Genomic DNA, 22,216 nt, shown 5'->3' with positions numbered 1-22,216 from the left:
GAGCATCAGATGGTGCAGTTGACGAGGACGGGTTCGGGGTGGAGGGTGACGCCGAAGCGGCGGTGGACGCCGTCGCGGATCTCCCGGGCCAGCTCGACCAGGGCGGCGGTGCTGGCGGTGCCGCCGCGGTTGGTCAGGGCGAGGGTGTGCTTGCCGGAGATGGCGGTGCCCTCCGGGCCCGGGTGGCCCTTGCCGAAGCCGGCCTTGTCGATCAGCCAGGCGGCGCTGATCTTCACCATGTCCCCGGGGCAGGGCCACGACGGCGGCTCGCCCAGGTCGGCGGCGCGCTCGCACAGCAGCTCGTACGCCGCGCGGTCCAGCACCGGGTTGGTGAAGAACGAGCCGACCGACCGGGTGTCCGGGTCGGTCGCGTCGAGCACCATGCCCTTGCCGGCGCGCAGCCGCAGCACCGTGGCCCGGGCGTCGGCCAGCGGCACCCGGTCCCCCACCTCCACGCCGAGCGCCCGGGCCAGCTCGGCGTAGCGCACCGGGCCGGACAGCGGCGAGCGGGCCAGCCGGAAGTCGACCGACAGCACCACCCAGCGGTCGCTGTACTTGAAGACGCTGGAGCGGTAGGCGAAGCCGCAGTCGGCGGCGGCGATCCGCCCGACCGTCCCGTCGACCCGGTCGTGGACCCGCACGCCGGTGATGGTCTCGGCGACCTCCTGCCCGTACGCGCCGACGTTCTGGATCGGGGTGGCGCCGGTCGAGCCGGGGATGCCGGAGAGGCACTCCAGACCGGACCAGCCGTTGGCCACGGTGGCGGCGACCAGGTCGTCCCAGGGCTCGCCGGCCTCGACGCGTACGGTGACGGTCGCGGCGTCCTCGTCGACCACCCGGAGGCCCCGGGAGCGGACCAGGACCACGGTGCCGGGGAAGCCGGCGTCACCGATCACCACGTTGCTGCCGCCGGCGAGGACCAGGACCGGCTCGTCCCGTTCGCCCGCCTCCCGCACCGCCCGGACGATCTCGTCCGCGTCGGTGCCGGCCACGACGCGTCCGGCCGGTCCACCCAGGCGCAATGTGGTGTATCGCGCCAGTTCGCACGTAGCGGCGGGTTCGGTGCCGGTTGTCGGCTGGGCGTAGACGTCAGACACGCCTTTCACCCTAGGCTGAGGGGTAGCCGCGGCGCCCACTGGTGGCCCGGTCACCCCCGGGAGGATGGCGATGAGCAGACTGCACGGCACGAAGGACTTCTGGATCGGTGCGCTCCGGGCGGAGGGCCCGGCGTTCGCCGCGGCCGTGGCGGAGGCGCCACCGGAGACCCCGGTGCTGTCCTGTCCCGGCTGGACCGTCGCCGACCTGACCCTGCACCTCGCCGCCATCTACCGCTGGGTGCACTCGTTCGCGGGCGCCGGCGCGGCCAGCCGGCCGCCGGGCCGGCCCGAGCGGATCGAGCCGGAGGCCGGCGTCGCCCCGCTCCGGCTCTGGCAGCAGGAGTACGACCAGCTGATGACCCTCTTCGACGCCCTCGACCCCGAGGCCCCGGCCTGGAACTGGGCCCCCCAGCCGAAGAAGGCGGGCTTCTGGCCGCGCCGGATGGCGCACGAGACCGCGGTGCACCGCTGGGACGCCCAGCTGGCGATCGCCGCCGGTGAGCCGGTCGAGGCCAAGCTCGCCGCCGACGGGGTGAGCGAGGTGCTGGACACCTGGCTGCCCGCCGGCCGGCGCCGCACCGCCGGCCAGTGGCACGGGGTGGTGCAGCTCTCCGCGGTCGACGCCGCCCAGCAGTGGTTCCTCCGGCTGCGCGGCGAGGGGGTGGCCCTGCTGGACACCGCCACCATCTTCGACCACGACGACCACCACGCCCGGGCGCAGGTCAGCGGCACGGCGAGCGACCTGCTGCTCGCGCTCTGGGGCCGGGTCAGCTTCGACACGCTCGACGTGGCCGGCGACCCCACCCTGCTGGAGGGTCTGCGCGTCGGCTGACCTCCGCGCGGAGCCGGGCCCCGAGGGCTCCGCGCGGTTACGCCGCACGTCCGCCAGTGGCCGCCCCCGTCCCGGGGGCGGCCACTGGCGTCGCAGCCCTCGCCGGCTCCGGTCGGCGGCCAACTCCGCCTCGGCCGTGCGGTCCGTGGCCGGCCCGGCGGCGGCGGTCTCCGTACGGCATTGAGAGCGCTCTCTTGACACCGCCCCCACCAGGCACCACCCTGTCGTGAGAGCGCTCTCTCAGCTCTGTTCCACCACCTGCCTCGCCACCTCAGACGACCTGAGAGGGGTCCGACAGAAATGGGTGTCTTTCCGCGCCGCCGCCTGGCGGCGGTGGCTCTCGTCGCCGCCACCGCACTGTTCGTCGCCGCCGGCTGCGCCGGCGGCGACGAACCCGCCGACAACGGCCAGATCACGCTGACGGTCGACGTGTTCAGCCAGTTCGGCTACGAGGAGCTCTACAAGGAGTACATGGCCAGCCACCCCGGCGTGAAGATCGTCGAGCGGGGCACCGGCACCAACCTCGACGACTACTCGCCGAAGCTGACCCAGTGGCTCGCCGCCGGCAAGGGCGCGGGCGACGTCGTCGCCATCGAAGAGGGGTTGATGGTCGAGTACAAGGCCAACCCCGACAACTTCGTCAACCTGCTCGACCACGGCGGGGCCGAACTCCAGGGCAACTTCCTGGAGTGGAAGTGGAAGGGCGGGATGACCCAGGACGGCAAGCTGATCGGCCTGGGCACCGACGTCGGCGGCATGGCGATGTGCTACCGCAAGGACCTGTTCGCCAAGGCCGGCCTGCCCACCGAGCGCGACGAGGTGTCGAAGCTCTGGCCGACCTGGCAGGACTACATCAAGGTCGGCGAGCAGTTCAAGGCGAAGAACACCGGCGCCTCGTTCCTGGACGCCGCGACCAACATCTTCAACACCATCGTGCTCCAGACAGCGGGCAACGCGCAGGGCTACCACTACTACGACACCGCCGACAACCTGGTGGTGGACAGCAACCCGGCCGTCCGGCAGGCCTGGGACACCACGATGGACATCGTTGACTCCGGGCTGTCCGGCAAGTACGGCTCCTGGTCCGAGGAGTGGGTCTCGGCCTTCAAACAGGCCAAGTTCGCCACCATCGCCTGCCCGGCCTGGATGACCGGCGTCATCGAGGGCAACGCGGGCGCCGAGGCCAAGGGCAGGTGGGACATCGCCCGGGTGCCCGGCAACGGCGGCAACTGGGGCGGGTCCTGGCTCGCCGTGCCCGCGCAGAGCAAGCACCGCGCCGAGGCGATCGAGCTGGCGAAGTTCCTGACCAGCGCCAAGGGCCAGATCGGGGCGTTCAAGGCCAAGGGCCCGCTGCCCTCCTCGCCGCAGGCACTCGCCGACCCGGCGATCGTCGACGCCAAGAACGCGTACTTCTCGGACGCCCCGGTGGGGCAGATCTTCGGTGAGGGCGCCAAGACCCTCAAGCCGGTCTACATGGGGCCGAAGAACCAGGCCGTCCGCACCGAGGTCGAGAACGCCGTCCGCACGGTCGAACTCGGTCAGCGCAGCCCCGAACAGGGCTGGACGGACGCGGTGAACAACGCGAAGAAGGCCGCCGCCAAGTAGCCCGAACCGGAAGTGCGGGCGGGTGGGCGCCGGGGGCGCCGATCCCGCCCGCACCGGGAAAGGAGTGTGGTTCGGGCATGACCGCCCAGCTCGACGCGCGCCCACCGGTCGCACCGGCGCCCCGCACCGGCCGACGTACGCCGGGGATGCGGCTCAGCCGCCTCGACACGAAGTTCTCGCCCTACCTCTTCGTCGCCCCGTTCTTCGTGCTCTTCGCGGTGTTCGGGGTCTACCCGCTGGCCTACACGTTCTGGGTCTCGCTGCACGACTGGGACCTGCTCGGCAGCGACCACCCGTTCGTCGGCCTCGACAACTACAGCCGCCTGCTGGCGGACACCGACTTCTGGCACGCGGTCGTCAACACCCTCGGCATCTTCGTCATCTCCACGGTCCCGCAGCTACTGGCCGCGCTCTGGCTGGCCAACCTGCTCAACCGGCGGCTGCGGGCCCGGACGACGTTCCGGATGGCGGTGCTGATCCCCAACATCACCTCGACCGCCGCCGTCGCGATCGTCTTCGGGGTGCTCTTCGGCCGCGAGTTCGGCATGGTCAACTGGCTGCTCGACCTGGTCGGGATCGACGCCGTCGAGTGGAAGTCCAACCGGTTCGCGTCCTGGGTGGCCATCTCGGCGATGGTCGACTGGCGGTGGACCGGCTACAACGCGCTGATCTTCCTGGCCGCGATGCAGGCCGTCCCGCGCGACCTGTACGAGTCGGCCGCCATCGACGGCGCCGGCCGGGCCCGGCAGTTCTGGTCGATCACCGTGCCGCTGCTCAAGCCGACGATCATCTTCACCGTCATCATCTCCACCATCGGCGGGCTCCAGCTCTTCACCGAGCCCCGGCTCTTCCACTCCGGGACCAACCCGATCCGCGGCGGGCCGCTGCGGGAGTCGCAGACCGTGACCATGTACATGTTCGAGAACGCCTTCGCGCCCCACTACAACTTCGGGTACGGCTCGGCGGTGGCGTGGCTGCTCTTCGCGCTGATCGCGGTCGTCGCGGCGGTCAACGTGCTGCTCCTGCGCCGGCTCGGTGCCTCGCGGCCCCCGAAGGTGGACGCGAGGCCGAAGGAAGGACCCCGATGACCCGCCTCTGGGCCGCCAGCCGGCTCACCTACGCCGCGCTGATCGCCGCCGGGGTCCTGTCGATCTTCCCGATCTACTGGATGTTCGTGGTGGCGAGCCGCTCCAACGACGCGATGGGCCAGCTCCCGCCCCCGGTCACCCCCGGCGGCAACCTCGGCGCGAACATCTCCCGCCTGCTCGGCAACACCGACGCGTACTTCGTCACCGGTTTGGTCAACTCGGCGATCGTGGCGTCCACGGTCACCGTCTCGGTGGTCTTCTTCTCCACCCTGGCCGGGTTCGCCTTCGCCAAGCTGCGGTTCCGGGGACGCAACGCACTGCTCATGGTCATCATCGCGACGATGATGGTGCCCACCCAGCTCGGCGTCATCCCGCTCTACCTGCTGATGACCAGGCTGAACTGGAACGACCGGCTGCCGGCGGTGATCGTGCCGGCCCTGGTCACCGGCTTCGGGGTGTTCATGATGCGGCAGTACGCCGGCCAGGCCGTCAGCAACGAGCTGATCGAGGCGGCCCGGATCGACGGCTGCGGCACCGCGCGGATCTACTGGAACGTGGTGCTGCCGGCGCTGCGCCCGGCCGCCGCCGTGCTCGGGCTGCTCACCTTCATGACGACCTGGAACGACTTCCTCTGGCCGTACGCCGTCCTCAACGATCCGGAGAACCCGACCGTGCAGCTGGCGTTGCGCACCCTCTCCGACGGGTACTACACCGACATGTCCCAGGTGTTCACGGGGACGGCTATCGCCACCCTTCCGCTGCTCCTGGTCTTCGTCCTGTTCGGCCGCCAGATCATCGGCGGCATCATGGAAGGTGCGATCAAGTCGTGAGCACTCTGCGATTCCCCGAGAACTTCGTCTGGGGCGCGGCGACCGCCGCGTACCAGATCGAGGGCGCGGCCACCGCCGACGGTCGCGGCCCGTCGATCTGGGACACCTTCAGCCGTACGCCGGGCAAGGTCCACCACGGGCACACCGGCGACGTCGCCTGCGACCACTATCACCGGTACGCCGACGACGTGGCGCTGATGGCGGAGCTGGGGCTGAAGGCGTACCGCTTCTCGGTGGCCTGGCCACGGATCCAACCCGACGGCAGCGGCCCGGTCAACCCGCGCGGCCTGGACTTCTACGACCGGCTCACCGACGCGCTGCTGGACCGGGGCATCGACCCGATCATCACGCTCTACCACTGGGACCTGCCGCAGAACCTCCAGGACCGGGGCGGCTGGACCAACCGGGAGACCGCCGAGCACCTCGCCACGTACGCCACGGCGGTGCACGCCCGGCTCGGCGACCGGGTGCGCACCTGGACCACGCTCAACGAGCCGTGGTGCTCGGCGTACCTGGGCTACGGCAACGGGGTGCACGCCCCCGGGGAACGGGACCCGGGCGCGGCCTTCGCCGCCGTACACCACCTGTTGCTCGGGCACGGCCTGGCGGCCCGCGCGCTGCGCGCGGCCGGCGCGGAGACCGTCGGGATCACCGTCAACCCGGCCGACGTGCGCCCCGCCGACGCCGACAGCGCCGCGGACGCGGCGGCGGTCCGCCTGGTGGACGGCCTGCACAACCGGATCTTCCTCGACCCGCTGCTGCGGGCGGCCTACCCGGAGGACGTGCTGGAGCACGTGGCCCGGATCGTCGAGCCGACGTTCGTCCGGGACGGCGACGAGAAGCTGATCGCCGCCCCGATCGACCTGCTCGGGGTCAACTACTACGCGCCCACCTACGTCGCCGGCCGGCCGGACGGCGCGGGCGGCAGCGCGTATCCGGGCACCGACGGCGCGGTCGAGTTCCTGCCGCCGGTCGGGCCGCTGACCGACATGGGCTGGATGATCGAGCCGGCCGGGCTGACCCGGCTGCTGGAGCGGCTCGCCACCGACTACCCCGGCGTGCCGCTGCTGATCACCGAGAACGGCGCCGCGTTTCCCGACAAGGCCGGCACCGACGCCCCCGACGGCGCCGGGCAGGTGCTCGACGCCGACCGGATCGCCTACCTCGACGGGCACCTGCGCGCCGCGCACGAGGCGATCTCCCGAGGGGTGGACCTGCGGGGCTATCTCGTATGGTCGTTGTTGGACAACTTCGAGTGGGCCGAGGGGTACCGCCGACGGTTCGGGATCATCCACGTCGACTACCTGACCCAGCGCCGCACACCGAAGTCCAGCGCCCGGTGGTACCAGGAGGTGATCTCCCGGAACGGGCTGTGACGAGGCGGTGGTAACGGGGATGACGACGGCGCAGCGGCCGACACTGGAGGCGGTGGCCCGGCGGGCGGGGGTCTCGCGGGCGACCGTCTCCCGGGTGGTGAACGGCTCCACGACCGTCGCCGAGCCGATCCGGGAGGCGGTCCGCCGGGCGGTGGCCGAGCTGGGATACGTGCCGAACCTGGCCGCCCGCAGCCTGGTCACCCAGCGGACCGACTCGGTCGCCCTGGTGCTGCCGGAGGCCGCCACCCGGGTCTTCTCCGACGACCAGGTGTTCCCGGGCATCATCCGGGGCGCCGCCCAGGAGCTGGAGGCCGCCGACAAGCAGCTCGTGCTCATGCTCGCCGGCTCGCCGGCTGGGCACGACCGGGTGGAGCGCTACACCACCGGGCGGCACGTGGACGGGGTGCTCTTCGCCTCGCTGCACGGCGAGGACCCGCTGCCCGGCCGGCTCGCCCGGCTGGGCATCCCGGTGGTGTGCAGCGGTCGCCCGCTCGACGGCGCCGACGTGCCGTACGTCGACGTCGACCACGTCGGCGGGGTGACCACGGCGGTCCGGCACCTGATCGCGGGCGGTCGCCGGCGCATCGCCACCATCGCCGGCCCGCAGGACATGGTGGCCGGTATCGAACGGCTCACCGGCTATCGGAACACGGTCGCCGAGGCCGGGCTGCCGGAGCTCGTGGCGACCGGCGACTTCACCCGCGAGTCCGGGACGACGGCGATGCGGCAGCTCCTCGCCGAGCACCCCGACCTGGACGCGGTCTTCGCCGCCTCCGACCTGATGGCGCACGCTGCCCTGCGGGCGCTGCGCGAGGCGGGGCGGCGGGTGCCGGACGACGTGGCGGTGATCGGCTTCGACGACATCGAGACGGCCGCGTACACCGAGCCCCCGCTGACCACCGTCCGCCAGCCGATCGTGGAGCTCGGCCGGCGGATGACCCGGCTGCTGCTGCGGCTGGCCGCCGGGGAGGCGATCGAGCGGGCCGTGGTGCTCCCCACCGAGCTGGTGGTCCGCGGGTCGGCCTGATGTGTAAGGAAGGGCACCTTGTTAACGCCTTCTGTATAGGAAGGGCCCCTTCCTAACGCCGCACCCGTCCGGTGCCGGATTAATCCGTAGAGGCGCAATACGGGCGCCGGTAGCGTCGCGCGCGTGACCGCGAACCTGATCCGCGTACCTGCCCTCTCCGACGTCGCCGAGTACGCGTACGCGGCCACGGTCGAGCCGCCGGCCCGGCTAGTCTTCACCGCCGGCGCCTGCCCGCTCGACGCCGAGGGGCGGACCGTCGCGCCCGGCGACCCCGTCGGCCAGGCCCGGCAGGTGATGGCCAACCTGGAGACCGCCCTCGCGGCGGCCGGCGCCCGGCTCACCGACGTCGTCAAGACCACCGTCTACGTGGCGTCGTCCCGCCAGGCCGACCTGGTGGCCGTGTGGGAGGTGGTCCGGGACGTGTTCGGCGACCACGAGCCGCCCAGCACCCTGCTCGGGGTGGCCGTGCTCGGCTACACCGACCAGCTCGTCGAGGTCGAGGCCGTCGCCGCCGTCCGCGAAGGGGCCTGACATGCGGGTCCGGACCGCCCGCCCCGACGACGCGCCGGCCGTGGTGGCGCTGCGCGCGCTCGTGCATCCCTACCTGGTGCGCGGCGTCGACTCGACCCGACGCATGATCGCCCAGCCCCCGCCCAGTGAGGACTGGACCGCGTACGTCGTCGAGGTGGACGACACGGTGGTCGGCTGGGTGTCGGCGTACCGCAACGACCGGACCTCGGAGCCCGACGTCGGGGAGGTCTCCACCCTGCACGTGCACCCGGAGCACCGGGGCCGGGGCGGCGGCACCGCGCTGCTGACCGCCGCGCTGGGGCACCTGCGGGACATCGGGGCGCGCCGGGTACGTACCTGGGCGCTGCCGGAGTCGCTGCCGTTCGCCCGCCGGCACGGGTTCACGCCGAGCCGGGAGCTGCGTTACTCCGCGCTGGACCTGCGGCCGGCCCCGCCGATGCCGGAGCCGCCGCCGGGCGTACGGCTGCTCCCGCTGACCGACGTGGACCCGCGTCGGGTCTACCTGGCCGAGACGGCGGCGGCGGCCGACGAGCCGGGGGACGTGCCGGCCGACTCGATCAGCTACGAGAGCTGGCGCTCCGAGGTCTGGGACAACCTGGGCCTGGACCGCGCGGCCAGCACGGCGGCCGAGGTCGGCGGCGAGGTGGTGGCGTTCAGCCTCGTCAAGCGGGACGGCGACCGGATGTGGTCGGACTACACCGCCACGGTGCCGGAGCACCGGGGGCGCGGGCTCGCCCGCCTGGCCAAGACGGCGGCGCTGCACCGCGCCGCCGCCACCGGGGTACGCGTCGCCTACACCTCGAACGACGAGGCGAACGCGCCGATGCTGGCGGTCAACGTCCGGCTCGGCTACCGCCCGGTCGGATCGAGCTGGTCCTGCCTGCGCGAGCTGTCCTGACGGCCCCGCACGCGTCAGCCCGCCGTGATGGGCTGGCCTAGCGAGCGGCGGGCCAACAGGGTCGCCCCGGCGACGGCGGCCGGCATGACCAGCACCGCGCCGAGCGGGATCAGGAAGCAGACGAAGACCGCCACCCCGAAGCCGAGCGTGGTCGGCCGGTCCGCCTTGAGGATCGACCGGCGCTCCGGCAGCCGCATCCCGCGCCGGTAGAAGGGGGCGCCGACCAGTTCCACGGCGAGCAGCCAGCCGCCGACCGCCGCGCCGATCACCGGCACCACGGTCTGGCCGACCACCGGGACGAACCCGACGGCGAAGAGCGGGATGCCGAACAGCACCGACAGGCCCACCAGCCGTACCGAGTCGGCGAGGCTGCGCCGCAGCGACGGCCAGAACGCCACGTCGACCGCGCCGGGCGTGCCGCCGAGGCGCTCCTCGACCCGTTCGGAGATCTTCTCGTAGAACGGGTCGCCGATGACCAGGGTGACCGCGGTGAAGCTGACCACCGCGAGCAGGCCGCCGATGCCGAGGAAGGCCAGCCCGGCGACCACCCGGACCAGGTTGCGCCAGGTGGCCGACCAGTCGTCGGCGAACGGCGTGACCAGCGCGGCCAGGTCGTCGACGAAGTACGCCAGGGTGGCGAACGCGGCCACGAAGAGCACACCGGAGATCAGCGCCGGCACGATACCGAGCAGCATCAGCCCGGGGCTGCGGACGTAGAGGCCGAGGCCGCGCAGGAGCAGGCCCACGCCGGTGAAGAACCGGCCGACGGCGCCGGTCACGGGCGCGGCGATACGGGGTGCGTTCACGACCGCAGAGCCTAGTGGTCGCCGACGGCCGATGCCCCGACAGCGGTCGTACGGCACCGGGGCAGGATGGACGGGTGCGGGCGGCCCGGTTGATCTCGTTGGTGTTGCTGCTCCAGGCGCGGGAGACGATGACCGCGGCCGAGCTGGCGCGGGAGTTGGAGGTGTCCGAGCGGACCGTCTACCGGGACGTGCTGGCGCTCTCCGCCGCCGGGGTGCCGGTCTACTCCGACCGGGGGCGAACCGGCGGCTACCGGCTGCTCGGCGGCTACCGGACCCGGTTGACCGGGCTGACCCGGGACGAGGCGGAGGCGCTCTTCCTGGCCGGGCTGCGCGGGCCGGCCGGCGACATGGGGCTCGCCGACGCGGTGGCCTCGGCCGAGTTGAAGGTGCTGGCCGCGCTGCCGCCCGCGCTGCGTGACGCGCCGGCCCGCACCGGGCAGCGGTTCCACCTGGACGTGCCGGGCTGGTTCCGGGAGGTGGGGCCGCCGCCGTGGCTGACCGAGCTGGCCGGGGCGGTCTGGCGGGACCGGGTGGTCGAGCTGCGCTACCGGCGCGGGGACCGCGAGGTCACCCGGGAGCTGTCCCCGTACGGCCTGGTGCTCAAGAGCGGCGTCTGGTACCTGGTCGGCCGGGTCGGCGACGACGTGCGCACGTACCGGGTGGACCGGGTGACCGAGGTCGCGGTGCGCGGGGAGACGTTCGACCGGGACGAGGGCTTCGACCTGGCCCGGTACTGGCGGGAGCAGGCCGAGGCGTTCCTCCGGGGCATGCTGCGGGACCGGGTCACCGTCCGGCTGAGCCCCGCCGGCCTGCGCCAGCTCCGGCACCTGGCCGACGCCCCCTTCGCGTACGACGAGGCGGTCGCCGCCGCCGACGGTCCCGACGGGCAGGGCTGGGTGACGACCCGGCTGCCCGTCGAGTCCGTCGACGTGGCGTACAGCCAGTTGCTGGGTTTGGGGCCGGAGGTCGAGGTACTCGACCCGCCGGGGCTGCGGGCGCGACTGGCCGAGGCCACGTCCCGCGCCGCGGCGCTCTACGCGACGCGGCCTCGGCCCGGGACGGCGCGGGCGGACGCCGACGGTCAGCGGTAGCCGGTGACGTCGGCCGGCCGACCGGGGTCCTGCACCTCGACCAGGTACCGCCAGGCGTCCGGGCGGCTGCCGTCGAGGTCGGTGAAGCCGTACACCTTGGCCAGCTCGCCGCTGGACACGGACCGGCCGTTCCAGCGGGCCCGGTCCTCGTCGGCGGCCAGGGCAGCCACCGCGCGCCCGACGAACGCCGGCGACTCCGAGATGGCGAAGTGCGGCTGCTTGTCCAGGGCGTCCCGCCAGTTCTCCTCGGTGACCCCGAAGAGCTCCAGCATCGCCTCCGACCGGAGCCAGCCCGGGGTCAGCGCGACGGCCGTGCACCCGTGCGGCCCCACCTCGTGCGCCCAACTCGCCGCGAGCCGGTTCACGGAGACCTTCGCGAGGTCGTAGAAGACCGAGAGCCGGTAGTTGGCGTCGTTGTACTCCCTGGTGCCGTCGCCGACCTCCACCACCAGGCCGCCGGGGCGGCGGACCAGCAGCGGCAGGGCGAAGTGGCTGGTGATGATGTGCGTGTCGACCGCCAGCCGCAGGGTGCGGAAGCCGGCGTCCAGCGGCTGCTCCCAGACCGGCTTCTCCCAGGTGATCAGCGGGTCGCCGCCCCAGATGTCGTTCACCAGCACGTCGAGTCGGCCCTGCTCGGCGTCGATCCGGGCGACCAGGTCGCGCACCTGCTCGGGGACGAGGTGGTCGACCCGGACGGCGATGCCGGTGCCGCCGGCCGCCGTGACCAGCTCGGCGGTCTCCTCGATGGTCTCCGGCCGGTCCATCTCGGAGCGGCCGGCCCGGGTGCTGCGGCCGGTGGCGTAGACGGTGGCGCCGGCAGCGCCCAACTGGACGGCGATCTGCCGGCCGGCGCCCCGTGTCGCCCCGGCGACGAGCGCGATCTTCCCTGTCAGCGGTGTCGTCATGCCCGCCAGCCTGTCAGCAATACCTGACAGCGGAAGTCCGGTTTTCCGCACCCGGGGCCGTGCGTCATGCTCGGCGGCATGCACCTGCTGCTCTCCGGCATCGTCGGCTCGGTCGCGTACGGGCTGGCCGGGCCGGGCTCCGACGTCGACCGGATCGGCGTCTTCGCCGCGCCCACCGTCGCGTTCCACGGCCTGCGCCCGCCCCGCGAGTCGGTGGTGACCACCGCCCCCGACACGACCCTGCACGAGGCCGCGAAGTGGTGCCGACTCGCGTTGAGCGGAAACCCGACCGCCACCGAGCTGGCCTGGCTGCCGGACGACTGCTACGAGACCCGGACGGAGTTCGGTGACCGGTTGATCGCCATCCGGTCGGCGTTCCTCAGCGCGCCCCGCGTCCGCGACGCCTACCTCGGCTACGCCGGCCAGCAGTTCCGCAAGCTGGAGTCCCGGGGCGACGGCACGTTCTCGGCCGACACGCGGCGGCGGACCGCCAAGCACGCCCGGCACCTGGCCCGGCTGGTGCACCAGGGCCGGCTGCTCTACACGACCGGCGTGCTGGAGATCCGGCTCGCCGACCCCGGGTGGTTCCGGGCATTCGGCGAACGGGTGGCCGACGGCGAACTGGAGGAGGCGCGCACGCTCCTCGCCGAGACGGAACGCGACTTCGACCGCGCCCGCTCCCCGCTGCCGGACCGCCCCGACGAGGCCACCGTGGAACGCTGGCTGCTCGACGTCCGCGCCGCCCACCTGCCGCCCGAGCTGACCGCGCCCTGACCCGGGCGGCGGGCGGCGGGCGGCGGGCGGCGGGCGGCGGGCGGCGGGGCATTCGAGGACCGGGCCGGAAATTCGGTTGGACCGGCCGGTGGCCATTGCTAGCCTGCTCGGGCGTCCTCGATCTTGGAAGGGAGGTGGGCACCGTGTTCATCACGACATCGCTGTGCTCCCACCCGGCCGCGAGGACGCCACGGTCCTGACCCGGGAGCACGTCACACCCGGAAGGATCCCCATGACCGACCTGGTCATCCGCCCACTCACCGTGGGCGAGGAAAAACTGTTCGACTCGCTGCCCGACCCCGGGCTGGTGGGCCGCGCCGCGTTCGGCCAGAACTACTCCGACATGGCCACCGACGGCCAGTACCGTCCCGAGTGGAGCTGGGTGGCCCTGCGCGGCGACGTGGTGGTGGCCCGCGCCGCCTGGTGGGGCGGGCCGGACGACGCCGCGCCGCTGGCCCTCGACTGGTTCGACTTCACCGACCGGGAGGCGGCGGTCCGGCTGCTCCGGACCGCGCCGCTGCGGGCCGAGTACTCGCTCTCGCTGCCGCCCGGCTGGCGGGACGACCCGGCAGTCCGCGCCCAGGCCGAGGCCCGGATCGACGCCGCTACGGCAGCCGGCATGTCGGTGCTCGTCGAGCGGTACCGCTACCGCTGGAAGCCGGAGCGCGGGCTGCCCGCCCGCCCCGGCCGGCTGGAGTTCCGACCGGAGCCGGACGACGCCGTGATCCTCGACGTGCTGCGCCGGGTGGGCGAGGGGAGCCTCGACGCGCACACCCGGCACACCGCCGCCGAGCACGGGCCGGACGCGGCGGCGCAGGAGGAACTCGACCTGTTGCGCTGGCTGCCGAGCCCGCGCGACTGGTGGCGGCTGGCCTGGACGCCCGAGGGCGAACTGGTCGGCGTCACCGTGCCAGCCCGCAACCACAGCGACCCGATCGTCGGCTTCGTCGGCGTGGTGCCCGAGCAGCGCGGGCACGGGTACGCGTACGACCTGCTGGTCGAGGCAACCAACCTGCTGGTCGAGGCGGGAATGAAGGAGATCGTGGCGGCCACCGACCAGACGAACCACCCGATGGCCGCCACCTTCGCCAGGGCGGGCTACCCGATCGAGCGGGAGCGGATCGACCTGGTGTGACGGCTCGGCTCCCGGCGTCGGTGTCCGGCGCCGGGAGCCACCGGATCAGTCGGTCAGCCGTACGCGGACGCGACGGTTGGCGCGACCCTTGCTCTCCACCTTGACCACCTGCACCTTGCCGATCTGCGCGGTGGACGCGACATGCGTGCCGCCGTCGGCCTGGACGTCCAGCCCGACGATGTCGACGATCCGGACCTCCTGCTCGCTCGGCGGGATCAGGTTGGACTGGGTCCGGATGATGTCCGGCAGGGCGAGCGCCTCGGCCCGGGGCAGCACCCGCACGGCGACCGCCCGGTCGGCGGCCACCTCGGCGTTGACCAGCTCCTCGATGCGGCTCTTGAAGTCGGGCGGTACCTCGGGCAGGTTGAAGTCCATCCGGGCCTCGCCCGGCTCCATGTTGCCGCCGGTGACGAGCGCGCCGAAGTCGCGGAACACCACTCCGCAGAGCACGTGCAGCCCGGAGTGGGTCCGCATCAGCCGGGTGCGCCGCTCGTCCTCGACGGCACCGGTCACCGCGGTGCCGGCCGGCGGCAGCGGGTCGCCCTCGGCCGGGATCAACCAGAGGTCGTCGCCCTTGCGGGTGCCGACGATCCGGGTCTGCACCCCCTGCCAGAGCAGTACGCCGTGGTCCGGCGGCTGTCCGCCACCGCCCGGGTAGAACGCCGACCGGTCCAGCACGATCCCCTGCTCCGGGTCGGCGTGCAGCACGGTGCACTCCCACTCCCGCAGCGTCGGGTCGGCGAGGTCCAGCCGGTGCGTACGACCGTGGTGTGTGACGCCCATGTCAGGGCACATTACTCGTTGAGGAAGGCGGATATCCGGCTGCGCAGGTCTGCGCGTTCCGTCCAGAGGACGCCGGGCCGGTCGTACACGTGCAGTGTGGCCCGGGGCAGTGTGGCCGCGAGCTGCTCGGCGACCTCGGCCGGGTGCAGGTCGTCGCCGGCGCAGCCGATCACCAGGGCGGGCGCGGTGACCGCGGCCAGCGACCCGGCGTCGCGCAGCGGCGCCTGCTCGGGCAGGCTGGCGAGCCCGGGGGCGAGCCCGTCGCGGAGGAGCTGGTCGAGCCGCTGGCGCAGGTAGGCCCAGCCGGCCGGGGTGTTGCGTACCGCCGACGGCAGCTCCGCCTGGACCACGTCGGCGACGGCGGAGGCGTCCCCGCTCTCCACGGCGTCGAACAGCGCGGTCAGCCGGGCCCGGGCGACCTCGCCGCGTGGCCGGTCCAGCACCGCCGGCAGGAAGAAGACCAGCCGGTCGAAGCGTTCGGGGCTCTCGGCGAGCAGCCGGCAGAGCGCCCCCGCGCCGAGGCTGGCGCCGAAGGCCCGGGTGGCGCCGCCCAGGTCGGCGACCGCGCGCAGGTCGCGGGCGAGGTCCAGGTAGCTCCACGGGCCGGGTGGCGCGTCGGAGCGGCCGTGCCCGCGGAACTGGAAGAAGAGCTTGCGGCCGGTCACCCCGCTGCCGAACGGCCGGGTGGTGGCGATGCCGTTGCCCAGGCCGTGGGCGAACACGGTGGTCGGGTCACCCGCGCCGGTGACGAGCTGCTCCAGCCGTACGCCGTGCGGTGTGGCGACCAGCTCGGTCTCCGGCTCGGGCAGGGCCGGCCTGCCGGTGCGTGGGGCACCGGGGCCGGGCCCCCAGGTGCGGGGCCCGCCGTCCGGCGGGGGCGGCCAGCGGAAACCTCTCACCAGAACCCTCTGCCGTCGCTCAGGTCGCGCAGGCCGACCCGGACGTCGAGCAGGTAGATGAGACCCGCCGCGATGCCGATCAGGCCGAAGAGGCTGATCGGGCCGAAGCCGAGCAGGGTCAGCACCAGGCAGACGGCGAGGATGGCGACCCAGCCACCCTTGGGCAGGGTGCCGATGGCGGCGAAGGCGTCGGAGCGCTGGGTGATGGCGTGCACCAGGGCGACGCCCTGCACGATCAACGCGAACACGAGCAGGATCAGCTCGATCACGTAGCGGACTTCGAAGGCGAAGAGCGGCGCGGCGTGGGCCATGACGGCAAGCTTATGCCGGCGACCCCGGAAACGTCCGACAGGACGCCTCCGGGGTCGCCGGCGCAGCGGGACTACTCGGCGGCCGGGCGGGTCCGCTTGGTGGCCCGGGGCAGCTTCGCCGACGGCGTGGCGGCCGGCTTGGCGGCGGCCTTGGTGGCCCGGGGCGCCCGGGTCGCCTTCTTGGCGGCGGCCGGCTTGGCCTCCACGACCTCGGCCACGTCGGCCGGCGTCGGCACCTCGGCGGTGGTCGGGGTGGTCGGCGTCGTCGCGGCCGGCTTCGCGGCGGTCCCGGCCGGCTCGACCTCGGCCTCGGTGGCCTCGATGTCGGCGTTCACGGTCTCGGCGGCCTCCAGCACGCCGGCGCCGACGACCCGCTCACCCCGGGCGACCAGCGCGACGTACGCGGCCTGCGCCCGCTCCTGCGCGGCCTGGGCGCCGGCGACCACCACGGCGGCGTTGCGGGTCGCCACCTCGCGCAGCTTGTCCAGGTCGGCGACCTCGCGCAGCTTGTTCAGGTCGGCGACCTCGCGCAGCTTGTCGAGGTCGGCCGCCTCGCGGAGGCGCTTCAGGTCGAGGTCGGACGAGGCGGCCTTCTCCCGCAGGCCGCTGGCGGTCAGGTTCGCCGTGCGGAGCGTGTCGTTGGCCTTCTGCCGCAGCTCGAAGCCGGTGACGACGGCCTTGCCGCCCAGGTCGGCGACGACCCTGGTGCCGAGGTCGGTCACCACGGCGGGAAGCTTGCGGAGCTGCTGGAGGGCCAGTTCGCCCGCGCCGGCGGCGGCGTAGATCGGGGCCGGGATGCGGTGGGTCTTCGGCTGGGTCATCACTTCTCCTCTTCGGCCGCGTCGGCGGCCTTCCGGACCGCCCTGCGGGCGGCCTTCTTCTCGGGCGTGTCGGTCGGAGCGGGGGCGGGGCCGGCCTCGGTGACGGCGACCGACTCGAGGACGGCCTCGGTCGGGGTGCCCTCCGGCGTGGTGGGCCCGGTGGCGGCGAGGTTGGCCAGGTCCGGCGCCTCGGCGGCCTCGGGCGCGCCCGGGATGGCGCCCTCCGGCGTGGCGCCCTCCGGCGTGGCGCCGGCGGCCGCCGCGGTCGCCTCGACGAGCCGCGCGTTCTCCCGCCGGAACGTCTCGTAGATCTGGGTGAGGGACTGCTTCTGCGCCATCGTCAGGTCGGGGTCGACCGCGATGGCCGCGAGCACGCCCTGGCCCTCCTTGTCGTCGAGCAGCCCGGCGCGCAGGTACATCGCCGGGGTGGAGACCCGCAGCGCGCTGGCGAGCTGCTGGAGCACCTCCGCGCTCGGCTTGCGCAGGCCGCGCTCGATCTGGCTGAGGTACGGGTTGCTGACCCCCGCCTGCTCGGCGAGCTGTCGGAGCGAGATCTTCGCGTTGCGGCGCAGATCGCGAATGAACCCGCCGACGTCGGGAAGGTCTTTACCAGTGGCCATACCCCGACGGTAGCCCGCCCCGCTAGCTCTTGCAAGCAAAGTGCTAACCAGAGTTAGCGAGGTCTCACGTGTGCAAGTTGCGTGCCCGATCGCCACCTGCGTACCTTCCTGCGATGACCAAGATCGAAGTGAACGGCGCGCTGCTCGCGTACGACGACACCGGTAGCGGCACCCCCGTCGTCCTGCTGCACGCGGGGATCGCGGACCGCCGGATGTGGCGGGGACAGATCGGCCCGCTGGCCGAGCGGCACCGGGTGATCGCCCTGGACCTGCGCGGCTACGGCGACTCGGAGCTGCCACCCGCCCCGTTCGCCCACCACGACGACGTGGCGGGGCTGCTCGACGCGCTCGACCTCCCCCGGGCCGCCCTGGTCGGCTGCTCGTTCGGCGGCGCGGTCGCCATCGACACCGCACTGGCCCACCCCGACCGGGTGACCGCGCTCGCCCTGCTCGGCACCGCCGTCTCCGGGCACGAGTGGTCCGAGGAGGCGAACGGCCTCTGGGACACCCTGGTGGGCGAGGTCGACCCGGAGGACTTCGCCGCGAGCGCCGCCGGTGAGGTGCGGTTCTGGGTGGTCGGCCCCGGACGCCGCCCGGAGGACGTCGACCCGGAGCTGGTCGCGTTCGCCGTCGAGATGGACCGGCGGGCGCTCGCCGCCGAGCAGGCCCTCAGCGCGGTGGACGTCGCCGAACTCGACCCGCCCGCGATCGGGCGCCTCGGCGAGCTACGGGTGCCGGTCCTGGTCACCGCCGGCGCCGCGGACGTACCCGACATCAACCGGCTCGCGGACCGGATCGCAGCCGAGGCACCGGGCGCGACCCGCCTGCCCGACGTGCCGGACGCGGCCCACCTGCTGCCGCTGGAGCGTCCCGCCCCGGTCAACGCCGCCCTGCTCGATTTCCTGCCCTGACGCCCGACCCGGCCCGGTGCTCGGCGGTCGGTGCGCTGACCGTCGCGGCGCCGGCCGGGCGTCCGGCGTCGGCGGGCTGGGCGTCGCGGCATCGCCGGGCTGACCGTCGCAGCGTCGCCGGTTGACCCTCGCGGCATCGCCGGGCTGGCGTCCGGCGTCGGCGGGTGACCGTCGGTCGCGGCGTCGCCGGGCAGGGCGCGCGGCGGCGGCTACCAGACGGGGCGTACGGCGCCGACCGGGAGGCCGCCGCCGAAGAGCGGCACCTCGGCGTACTCGGCCAGCACCGGGGCGTCCAGGCCGAGGCGGCGCAGGGCGGAGACCAGCACCGGCATCCGCGCCCGGCCCGCACCGTCGTCGATCTTGACGGCGACCGCGCCGGTCCCGGGCACCGCGGCGGCGATGACGCCCTCGGCGCCCACCTTGGCGAGCAGCCTGGGGACGCCGCGCATCAGCCGGGTGTCGTCGGCCTGGGTGCCGCCGACGATCTCCGGATGGGCGCGCATCGCGTCGGCCACCGTCCGGGGCACGGAGCCGGGCTCCGCCGAGACCAGCCGGAGGTACGCCCCGGCCAGGCCGGTCAGCGACACCGCGAGCACGGGAGCGCCGCAGCCGTCCACCCCGACCGCCGCCGCCCGCTCACCGGCGAACTCCTCGACCGCGTCGCGGAGCCGCTGCTGCAACGGGTGCTCCGGGCGCCAGTAGCCGTCGAGCGGCCAGCCGGCCGCCAGGCAGGTCAGCAGCATCCCGCTGTGCTTGCCGGAGCAGTTCATCTGCGTACGGGTGGGACCGCCGCCGGCGCGCAGCACGGCGGCCCGCGCGTCCTCACCCACCGGCAGGTCCGGCGGGCAGTGCAGGGCCGACTCGTCCAGCCCCGCGCCGGCCAGCAGCGCGCCGACCCGGGCCAGGTGGAAGTCCTCCCCGGCGTGGCTGGCCGCGACCAGCGCCACGTCCGCCGGGTCGGTCAGCGCCAGCCCGGCGCGGAGCATCCCGACCGCCTGCATCGGCTTGTTGGACGAGCGCGGGAAGACCGGGGAGGTCACGTCCCCGGCACCGGCCACCGACGCGCCGTCGGCGTCGAGCACCACCACCGAACCCCGGTGCACGCCCTCGACGAACCCGGACCGGACCACCTCGGCGAGCGGCACGCCGCCCTCGTACGTCTTTCCCACGGTGTGGACGGTACCGACCGCCCGGCCACCCCCGGCGGGCGGGTGACCAGGCAGTCGACACCCGGGCGTACAGGAGTGCCGGCGGGGCCGCCGCTTACCGCCCGGCGGCCGGCACGCCGAGCAGCCCACGCGCCTCGGCGGTGGTCAGCGGCGGCCGCTGGGCGAGCTGGGCGAAGCCGACAGCCCGGGCGACGAGCTGCATGTTGGACTCCACCGGGCGGCCCTTGGCGTAGGTCACCGTGTCCTCCATGCCGACGCGCAGGTGCCCGCCGGCCGAGAGCGACGCCAGCATGACCGGGATGGTGCTGCGGCCGATGCCGGTGGCCGAGAAGGTCGTGCCCTCGGGCAGGTCGCGCAGCGCCTGGTGGGCGGCGACCAGCGCCGAGGTGGTGCCCGGCATGCCGCCCGGCACGCCCATCACGAAGTCGACGTGCACGTGCCCGCCGGCCGGCAGGCCGTACTTGCCGAGCAGGCGCTGCAACGCGGTCAGGTGGCCGAGGTCGAAGATCTCGTACTCCGGCACGATGCGGCGCTCCTGCATCCGGGTGTGCAGGTCGACGATGAACTCCCACCGGTTGAGGAAGACGTCGTCGCCGAAGTTGAGCGTGCCCATCGTGCAGGAGGCCATGTCGGGCCCCGCGTCGAGCACGGCGAGCCGGTCGGCCTCCGGGTCGGTCACCGCGCCGCCGGAGGAGAGTTGCACGATCAGGTCGGTGCTCTCCCGCAGCGCCGCCACGGTCTCCCGCAGCCGCCCCTGGTCCAGGGTCGGCTTCGCCTCGTCGTCGCGGATGTGGACGTGGATCACGGCGGCGCCGAGCGCCTCGCACTCCTTGGCGGTGAGCAGCAGCTCGTCGAGCGTCACCGGCAGCGCCGGCACCTCCGCCTTGGCCGACTCCGCGCCGGTGGGGGCAACCGTGATCAACGTCCCTGTCGTCATGCCCGGATCCTAGACCGAGGTCAGGGAGCCAGTCGACCGGAACTTTTCCGGCCTCGGCGCCGCGAAGGAGAGATTCTTTCGCCGCCGGAGTGTTAGGCCGGATCGATCGCGGCGGCGGTCTCGCCGACGAGGAGGCGGGCGTCGTCGGCGACGTTGCGCTTGACCACGGCCAGGGCGACCTGGCCCAGCTCGTGGTGGTGCACGGCGGTGCCGACGAAGCCGACCGCCCGGCCGTCGAGGGTCACCGGCGTGCCGGCGACCGGCGGCTGGTCGGTGGTGACCCCGTCCAGGTGCAGCAGGACGAGCCGACGCGGCGGCCGGCCCATGTTGTGCACCCGGGCCACGGTCTCCTGGCCCCGGTAGCAGCCCTTGTCGAGGTGCACGGCGGGGGCGACCAGGTCCACCTCGGCCGGGATCGTCCGGTGGTCGGTGTCCACCCCGACCCGGGCCCGCCGGGCGGCCACCCGCACCGCCTCGTACGCCCACAGCCCGGCCACCGGCACCCCGTTGCCGCGCAGCTGGGTAACCACCTGTTCCATCGCGGCCCGGGGCACGAGCAGGTCCACGCCCAGCGGGCCGCGTCGCGCCCACCCGCCGACCGGGAGCGGCTTGACGTCGTACAGCGCGGTCGGCCGGGGCGGCACCTCGCCGGAGCGGAACTTCGGGCCGGGCACCGCGACCACGTCGGGGGCGGCCAGCCCGGCCGCGCCGAGCGTCTCCACCGCGGCGGGGGCCTCCGGCCCGACCAGCGAGAGCAGCGCGTGCTCGCCGGTCGCGTCGCGCGGCTCGACCCGGCTGAAGAACCGCATCTTCTCCAGGTAGGACAGCAGGCCGGTGGTGGCGCCCGGCTCGGTGTCGAGCCAGGTGGTGATGCCGTCCTCGGCCACCATGGCGTGCTGCTCGACGTGCCCGTGCGGCGAGAGCACCAGCAGCTCGGTGCCCTGGCCGGCGGCGAGCTGCGCCAGGTGCTGGGTGGTGAGGGTGTGCAGCCAGCCGATCCGCTCCTCGCCGGGCACCGCGACGACGCCCCGGTGCGAGCGGTCGACCAGGCCGACTGCGGTCTCGAGGGTGCGCTGCTCGCGCATCGGGTCGCCGTAGTGCGCGGCCACCCCCCGGACGCCGGCCGCCACGTGCGCCGGTTCGGGCTGGTCCCGGCTGGCCTCGTCGATGCTCTCGACGCTCACCGCGCCCGCGATGTCGATCATTTCCGGTCCCCGTTCTCGCAGCGGTCGCAGACGCCGAAGAGGGAGACGTGGCCGATGTCCACCCGGAACCCGCGCTGCTGCGCCAACCGGTCGGCCAGCGGGCGCAGCAGCTCCGGATCGATCTCGTCGATCGCGCCGCACTCCCGGCAGACAAGGTGGACGTGCTGGTCCTCGCCGGCCGCGTGGTAGGTCGGCGAGCCGTGCGAGAGGTGGGTGTGGGTGACCAGGCCGAGCCGTTCCAGCAGCTCCAGCGTGCGGTAGATGGTGGTGATGTTGACCCCCGCGGCCACCTCCCGGACGGCCGTGTGCACCTGCTCCGGGGTGGCGTGCCCCAGGTCGAGCACGGCCTGGAGGACCAGTTGCCGCTGCGCCGTCAGCCGCAGCCCACGGGCGCGGAGCATTTCCGCGAGGGAGGATTCGGACACCGTCCGATCATAGTTCGCCCGACCGCCCCGGCCGCCGGGTCGAACGGCCCGTCGAGTTCCCGCGCCACCGGCGACCGCGTCGGGCGGGCGGTGGCCTCCCGCCCGGGCGGCGGCGGTACGCAGGCCCGCCGCTACGCTCG

The 22,216-nt window shown here is 73.8% G+C and carries 24 protein-coding genes; 12 read left to right on the top strand and 12 right to left on the bottom strand.

The window, feature by feature from the left end; genetic code table 11:
• Nucleotides 1-5 precede the first annotated feature (5 nt).
• Nucleotides 6-1,097 (bottom strand): UDP-N-acetylmuramate dehydrogenase, encoded by a 1,092-nt coding sequence (locus tag ACGF5G_RS20010; RefSeq protein WP_393264752.1) that lies wholly within the window; start codon nt 1,095-1,097, stop codon nt 6-8.
• Between the two features lie 70 nt (nt 1,098-1,167).
• Here ACGF5G_RS20010 and ACGF5G_RS20005 point away from each other — a divergent pair, with 70 nt between their 5' ends.
• The 8 genes from ACGF5G_RS20005 to ACGF5G_RS19970 all read left to right on the top strand — a co-directional run bounded on the left by ACGF5G_RS20005 (nt 1,168) and on the right by ACGF5G_RS19970 (nt 9,284).
• Entirely contained in the window at nt 1,168-1,929 is a 762-nt protein-coding gene (locus tag ACGF5G_RS20005) for a maleylpyruvate isomerase family mycothiol-dependent enzyme (protein WP_393264749.1), read from the top strand.
• Nucleotides 1,930-2,229: 300 nt separating this feature from the next.
• Nucleotides 2,230-3,534: an ABC transporter substrate-binding protein gene (locus ACGF5G_RS20000; protein WP_393264748.1), complete on the top strand. Its 1,305-nt coding sequence runs from the start codon at nt 2,230-2,232 to the stop codon at nt 3,532-3,534.
• Nucleotides 3,535-3,611: 77 nt separating this feature from the next.
• The gene (locus tag ACGF5G_RS19995; protein WP_393264746.1) at nt 3,612-4,622 is read left to right on the top strand and encodes a carbohydrate ABC transporter permease; all 1,011 of its coding nucleotides are present in this window, start codon (nt 3,612-3,614) and stop codon (nt 4,620-4,622) included.
• A complete protein-coding gene (locus ACGF5G_RS19990) occupies nt 4,619-5,452 on the top strand; it encodes a carbohydrate ABC transporter permease (protein WP_393264744.1) in 834 nt (277 codons plus the stop codon). The genes ACGF5G_RS19995 and ACGF5G_RS19990 overlap by 4 nt, the downstream gene beginning before the upstream one ends.
• On the top strand, nt 5,449-6,828 hold the full coding sequence (locus ACGF5G_RS19985) for a GH1 family beta-glucosidase (RefSeq protein WP_393264743.1): 1,380 nt from the start codon (nt 5,449-5,451) through the stop codon (nt 6,826-6,828). The genes ACGF5G_RS19990 and ACGF5G_RS19985 overlap by 4 nt, the downstream gene beginning before the upstream one ends.
• A 19-nt stretch (nt 6,829-6,847) precedes the next feature.
• Nucleotides 6,848-7,855 carry a LacI family DNA-binding transcriptional regulator gene (locus ACGF5G_RS19980; protein ID WP_393264741.1) on the top strand — a complete coding sequence of 336 codons (1,008 nt, stop codon included), beginning with the start codon at nt 6,848-6,850 and terminating at the stop codon, nt 7,853-7,855.
• A gap of 123 nt (nt 7,856-7,978) precedes the next feature.
• Nucleotides 7,979-8,386, top strand: a complete 408-nt coding sequence (locus ACGF5G_RS19975) for a RidA family protein (protein WP_393264739.1) — start codon at nt 7,979-7,981, stop codon at nt 8,384-8,386.
• A gap of 1 nt (nt 8,387) precedes the next feature.
• The gene (locus ACGF5G_RS19970; RefSeq protein WP_393264737.1) at nt 8,388-9,284 is read left to right on the top strand and encodes a GNAT family N-acetyltransferase; all 897 of its coding nucleotides are present in this window, start codon (nt 8,388-8,390) and stop codon (nt 9,282-9,284) included.
• A gap of 14 nt (nt 9,285-9,298) precedes the next feature.
• Here ACGF5G_RS19970 and ACGF5G_RS19965 read toward each other — a convergent pair whose 3' ends face one another.
• Nucleotides 9,299-10,090, bottom strand: a complete 792-nt coding sequence (locus ACGF5G_RS19965; RefSeq protein ID WP_393264735.1) for an EI24 domain-containing protein — start codon at nt 10,088-10,090, stop codon at nt 9,299-9,301.
• 74 nt (nt 10,091-10,164) lie between these two features.
• On the opposite strand from ACGF5G_RS19965, the gene ACGF5G_RS19960 reads away from it, so the two are divergent.
• Nucleotides 10,165-11,181, top strand: coding sequence for a helix-turn-helix transcriptional regulator (locus ACGF5G_RS19960; RefSeq protein WP_393264733.1), 1,017 nt, complete (start codon nt 10,165-10,167; stop codon nt 11,179-11,181).
• Here ACGF5G_RS19960 and ACGF5G_RS19955 read toward each other — a convergent pair.
• Nucleotides 11,172-12,086 carry an SDR family oxidoreductase gene (locus tag ACGF5G_RS19955; protein ID WP_357696349.1) on the bottom strand — a complete coding sequence of 305 codons (915 nt, stop codon included), beginning with the start codon at nt 12,084-12,086 and terminating at the stop codon, nt 11,172-11,174. The two genes, ACGF5G_RS19960 and ACGF5G_RS19955, sit on opposite strands and share 10 nt — an antisense overlap.
• A gap of 78 nt (nt 12,087-12,164) precedes the next feature.
• Between ACGF5G_RS19955 and ACGF5G_RS19950 the strand changes: the two genes are divergently transcribed.
• Nucleotides 12,165-12,860, top strand: a complete 696-nt coding sequence (locus tag ACGF5G_RS19950; RefSeq protein ID WP_393264730.1) for a DNA polymerase beta superfamily protein — start codon at nt 12,165-12,167, stop codon at nt 12,858-12,860.
• Nucleotides 12,861-13,092: 232 nt separating this feature from the next.
• The gene (locus ACGF5G_RS19945) at nt 13,093-13,995 is read left to right on the top strand and encodes a GNAT family N-acetyltransferase (protein ID WP_393264728.1); all 903 of its coding nucleotides are present in this window, start codon (nt 13,093-13,095) and stop codon (nt 13,993-13,995) included.
• Between the two features lie 45 nt (nt 13,996-14,040).
• Here the strand turns inward: ACGF5G_RS19945 and ACGF5G_RS19940 are convergent, their stop codons facing one another.
• From ACGF5G_RS19940 to ACGF5G_RS19920, 5 genes are all read right to left on the bottom strand, one after another.
• A complete protein-coding gene (locus tag ACGF5G_RS19940; protein WP_393264725.1) occupies nt 14,041-14,778 on the bottom strand; it encodes an alanyl-tRNA editing protein in 738 nt (245 codons plus the stop codon).
• A gap of 11 nt (nt 14,779-14,789) precedes the next feature.
• The gene (locus ACGF5G_RS19935; RefSeq protein ID WP_393264723.1) at nt 14,790-15,677 is read right to left on the bottom strand and encodes an alpha/beta fold hydrolase; all 888 of its coding nucleotides are present in this window, start codon (nt 15,675-15,677) and stop codon (nt 14,790-14,792) included.
• A complete protein-coding gene (locus ACGF5G_RS19930) occupies nt 15,674-15,988 on the bottom strand; it encodes a DUF2516 family protein (RefSeq protein ID WP_357696340.1) in 315 nt (104 codons plus the stop codon). The genes ACGF5G_RS19935 and ACGF5G_RS19930 overlap by 4 nt, the downstream gene beginning before the upstream one ends.
• A 71-nt stretch (nt 15,989-16,059) precedes the next feature.
• Nucleotides 16,060-16,812, bottom strand: a complete 753-nt coding sequence (locus ACGF5G_RS19925) for a hypothetical protein (RefSeq protein ID WP_393264721.1) — start codon at nt 16,810-16,812, stop codon at nt 16,060-16,062.
• On the bottom strand, nt 16,809-17,429 hold the full coding sequence (locus tag ACGF5G_RS19920) for a helix-turn-helix domain-containing protein (RefSeq protein ID WP_393264718.1): 621 nt from the start codon (nt 17,427-17,429) through the stop codon (nt 16,809-16,811). The genes ACGF5G_RS19925 and ACGF5G_RS19920 overlap by 4 nt, the downstream gene beginning before the upstream one ends.
• 113 nt (nt 17,430-17,542) lie before the next feature.
• On the opposite strand from ACGF5G_RS19920, the gene ACGF5G_RS19915 reads away from it, so the two are divergent.
• Entirely contained in the window at nt 17,543-18,340 is a 798-nt protein-coding gene (locus ACGF5G_RS19915) for an alpha/beta fold hydrolase (protein ID WP_393264716.1), read from the top strand.
• A gap of 209 nt (nt 18,341-18,549) precedes the next feature.
• On the opposite strand, the gene ACGF5G_RS19910 is transcribed toward ACGF5G_RS19915, so the two are convergent.
• From ACGF5G_RS19910 to ACGF5G_RS19895, 4 genes are all read right to left on the bottom strand, one after another.
• Nucleotides 18,550-19,509, bottom strand: coding sequence for an asparaginase (locus ACGF5G_RS19910; protein WP_393264713.1), 960 nt, complete (start codon nt 19,507-19,509; stop codon nt 18,550-18,552).
• A gap of 94 nt (nt 19,510-19,603) precedes the next feature.
• Nucleotides 19,604-20,446 carry a 3-keto-5-aminohexanoate cleavage protein gene (locus tag ACGF5G_RS19905; RefSeq protein WP_393264712.1) on the bottom strand — a complete coding sequence of 281 codons (843 nt, stop codon included), beginning with the start codon at nt 20,444-20,446 and terminating at the stop codon, nt 19,604-19,606.
• Nucleotides 20,447-20,538: 92 nt separating this feature from the next.
• Nucleotides 20,539-21,651, bottom strand: a complete 1,113-nt coding sequence (locus ACGF5G_RS19900) for a YgfZ/GcvT domain-containing protein (RefSeq protein WP_393264710.1) — start codon at nt 21,649-21,651, stop codon at nt 20,539-20,541.
• A complete protein-coding gene (locus ACGF5G_RS19895; RefSeq protein WP_350706946.1) occupies nt 21,648-22,076 on the bottom strand; it encodes a Fur family transcriptional regulator in 429 nt (142 codons plus the stop codon). Before ACGF5G_RS19895 ends, ACGF5G_RS19900 begins: the two co-directional genes overlap by 4 nt.
• Nucleotides 22,077-22,216 lie beyond the last annotated feature (140 nt).

Origin of the sequence: Micromonospora sp. NPDC047730 (genome assembly GCF_043204765.1) — a bacterium.
Classification (GTDB): Bacteria; Actinomycetota; Actinomycetes; order Mycobacteriales; family Micromonosporaceae; genus Micromonospora.
Note: the sequence above shows the minus strand (reverse complement) of the source record. Positions and strands in the feature narration are given on the sequence as shown.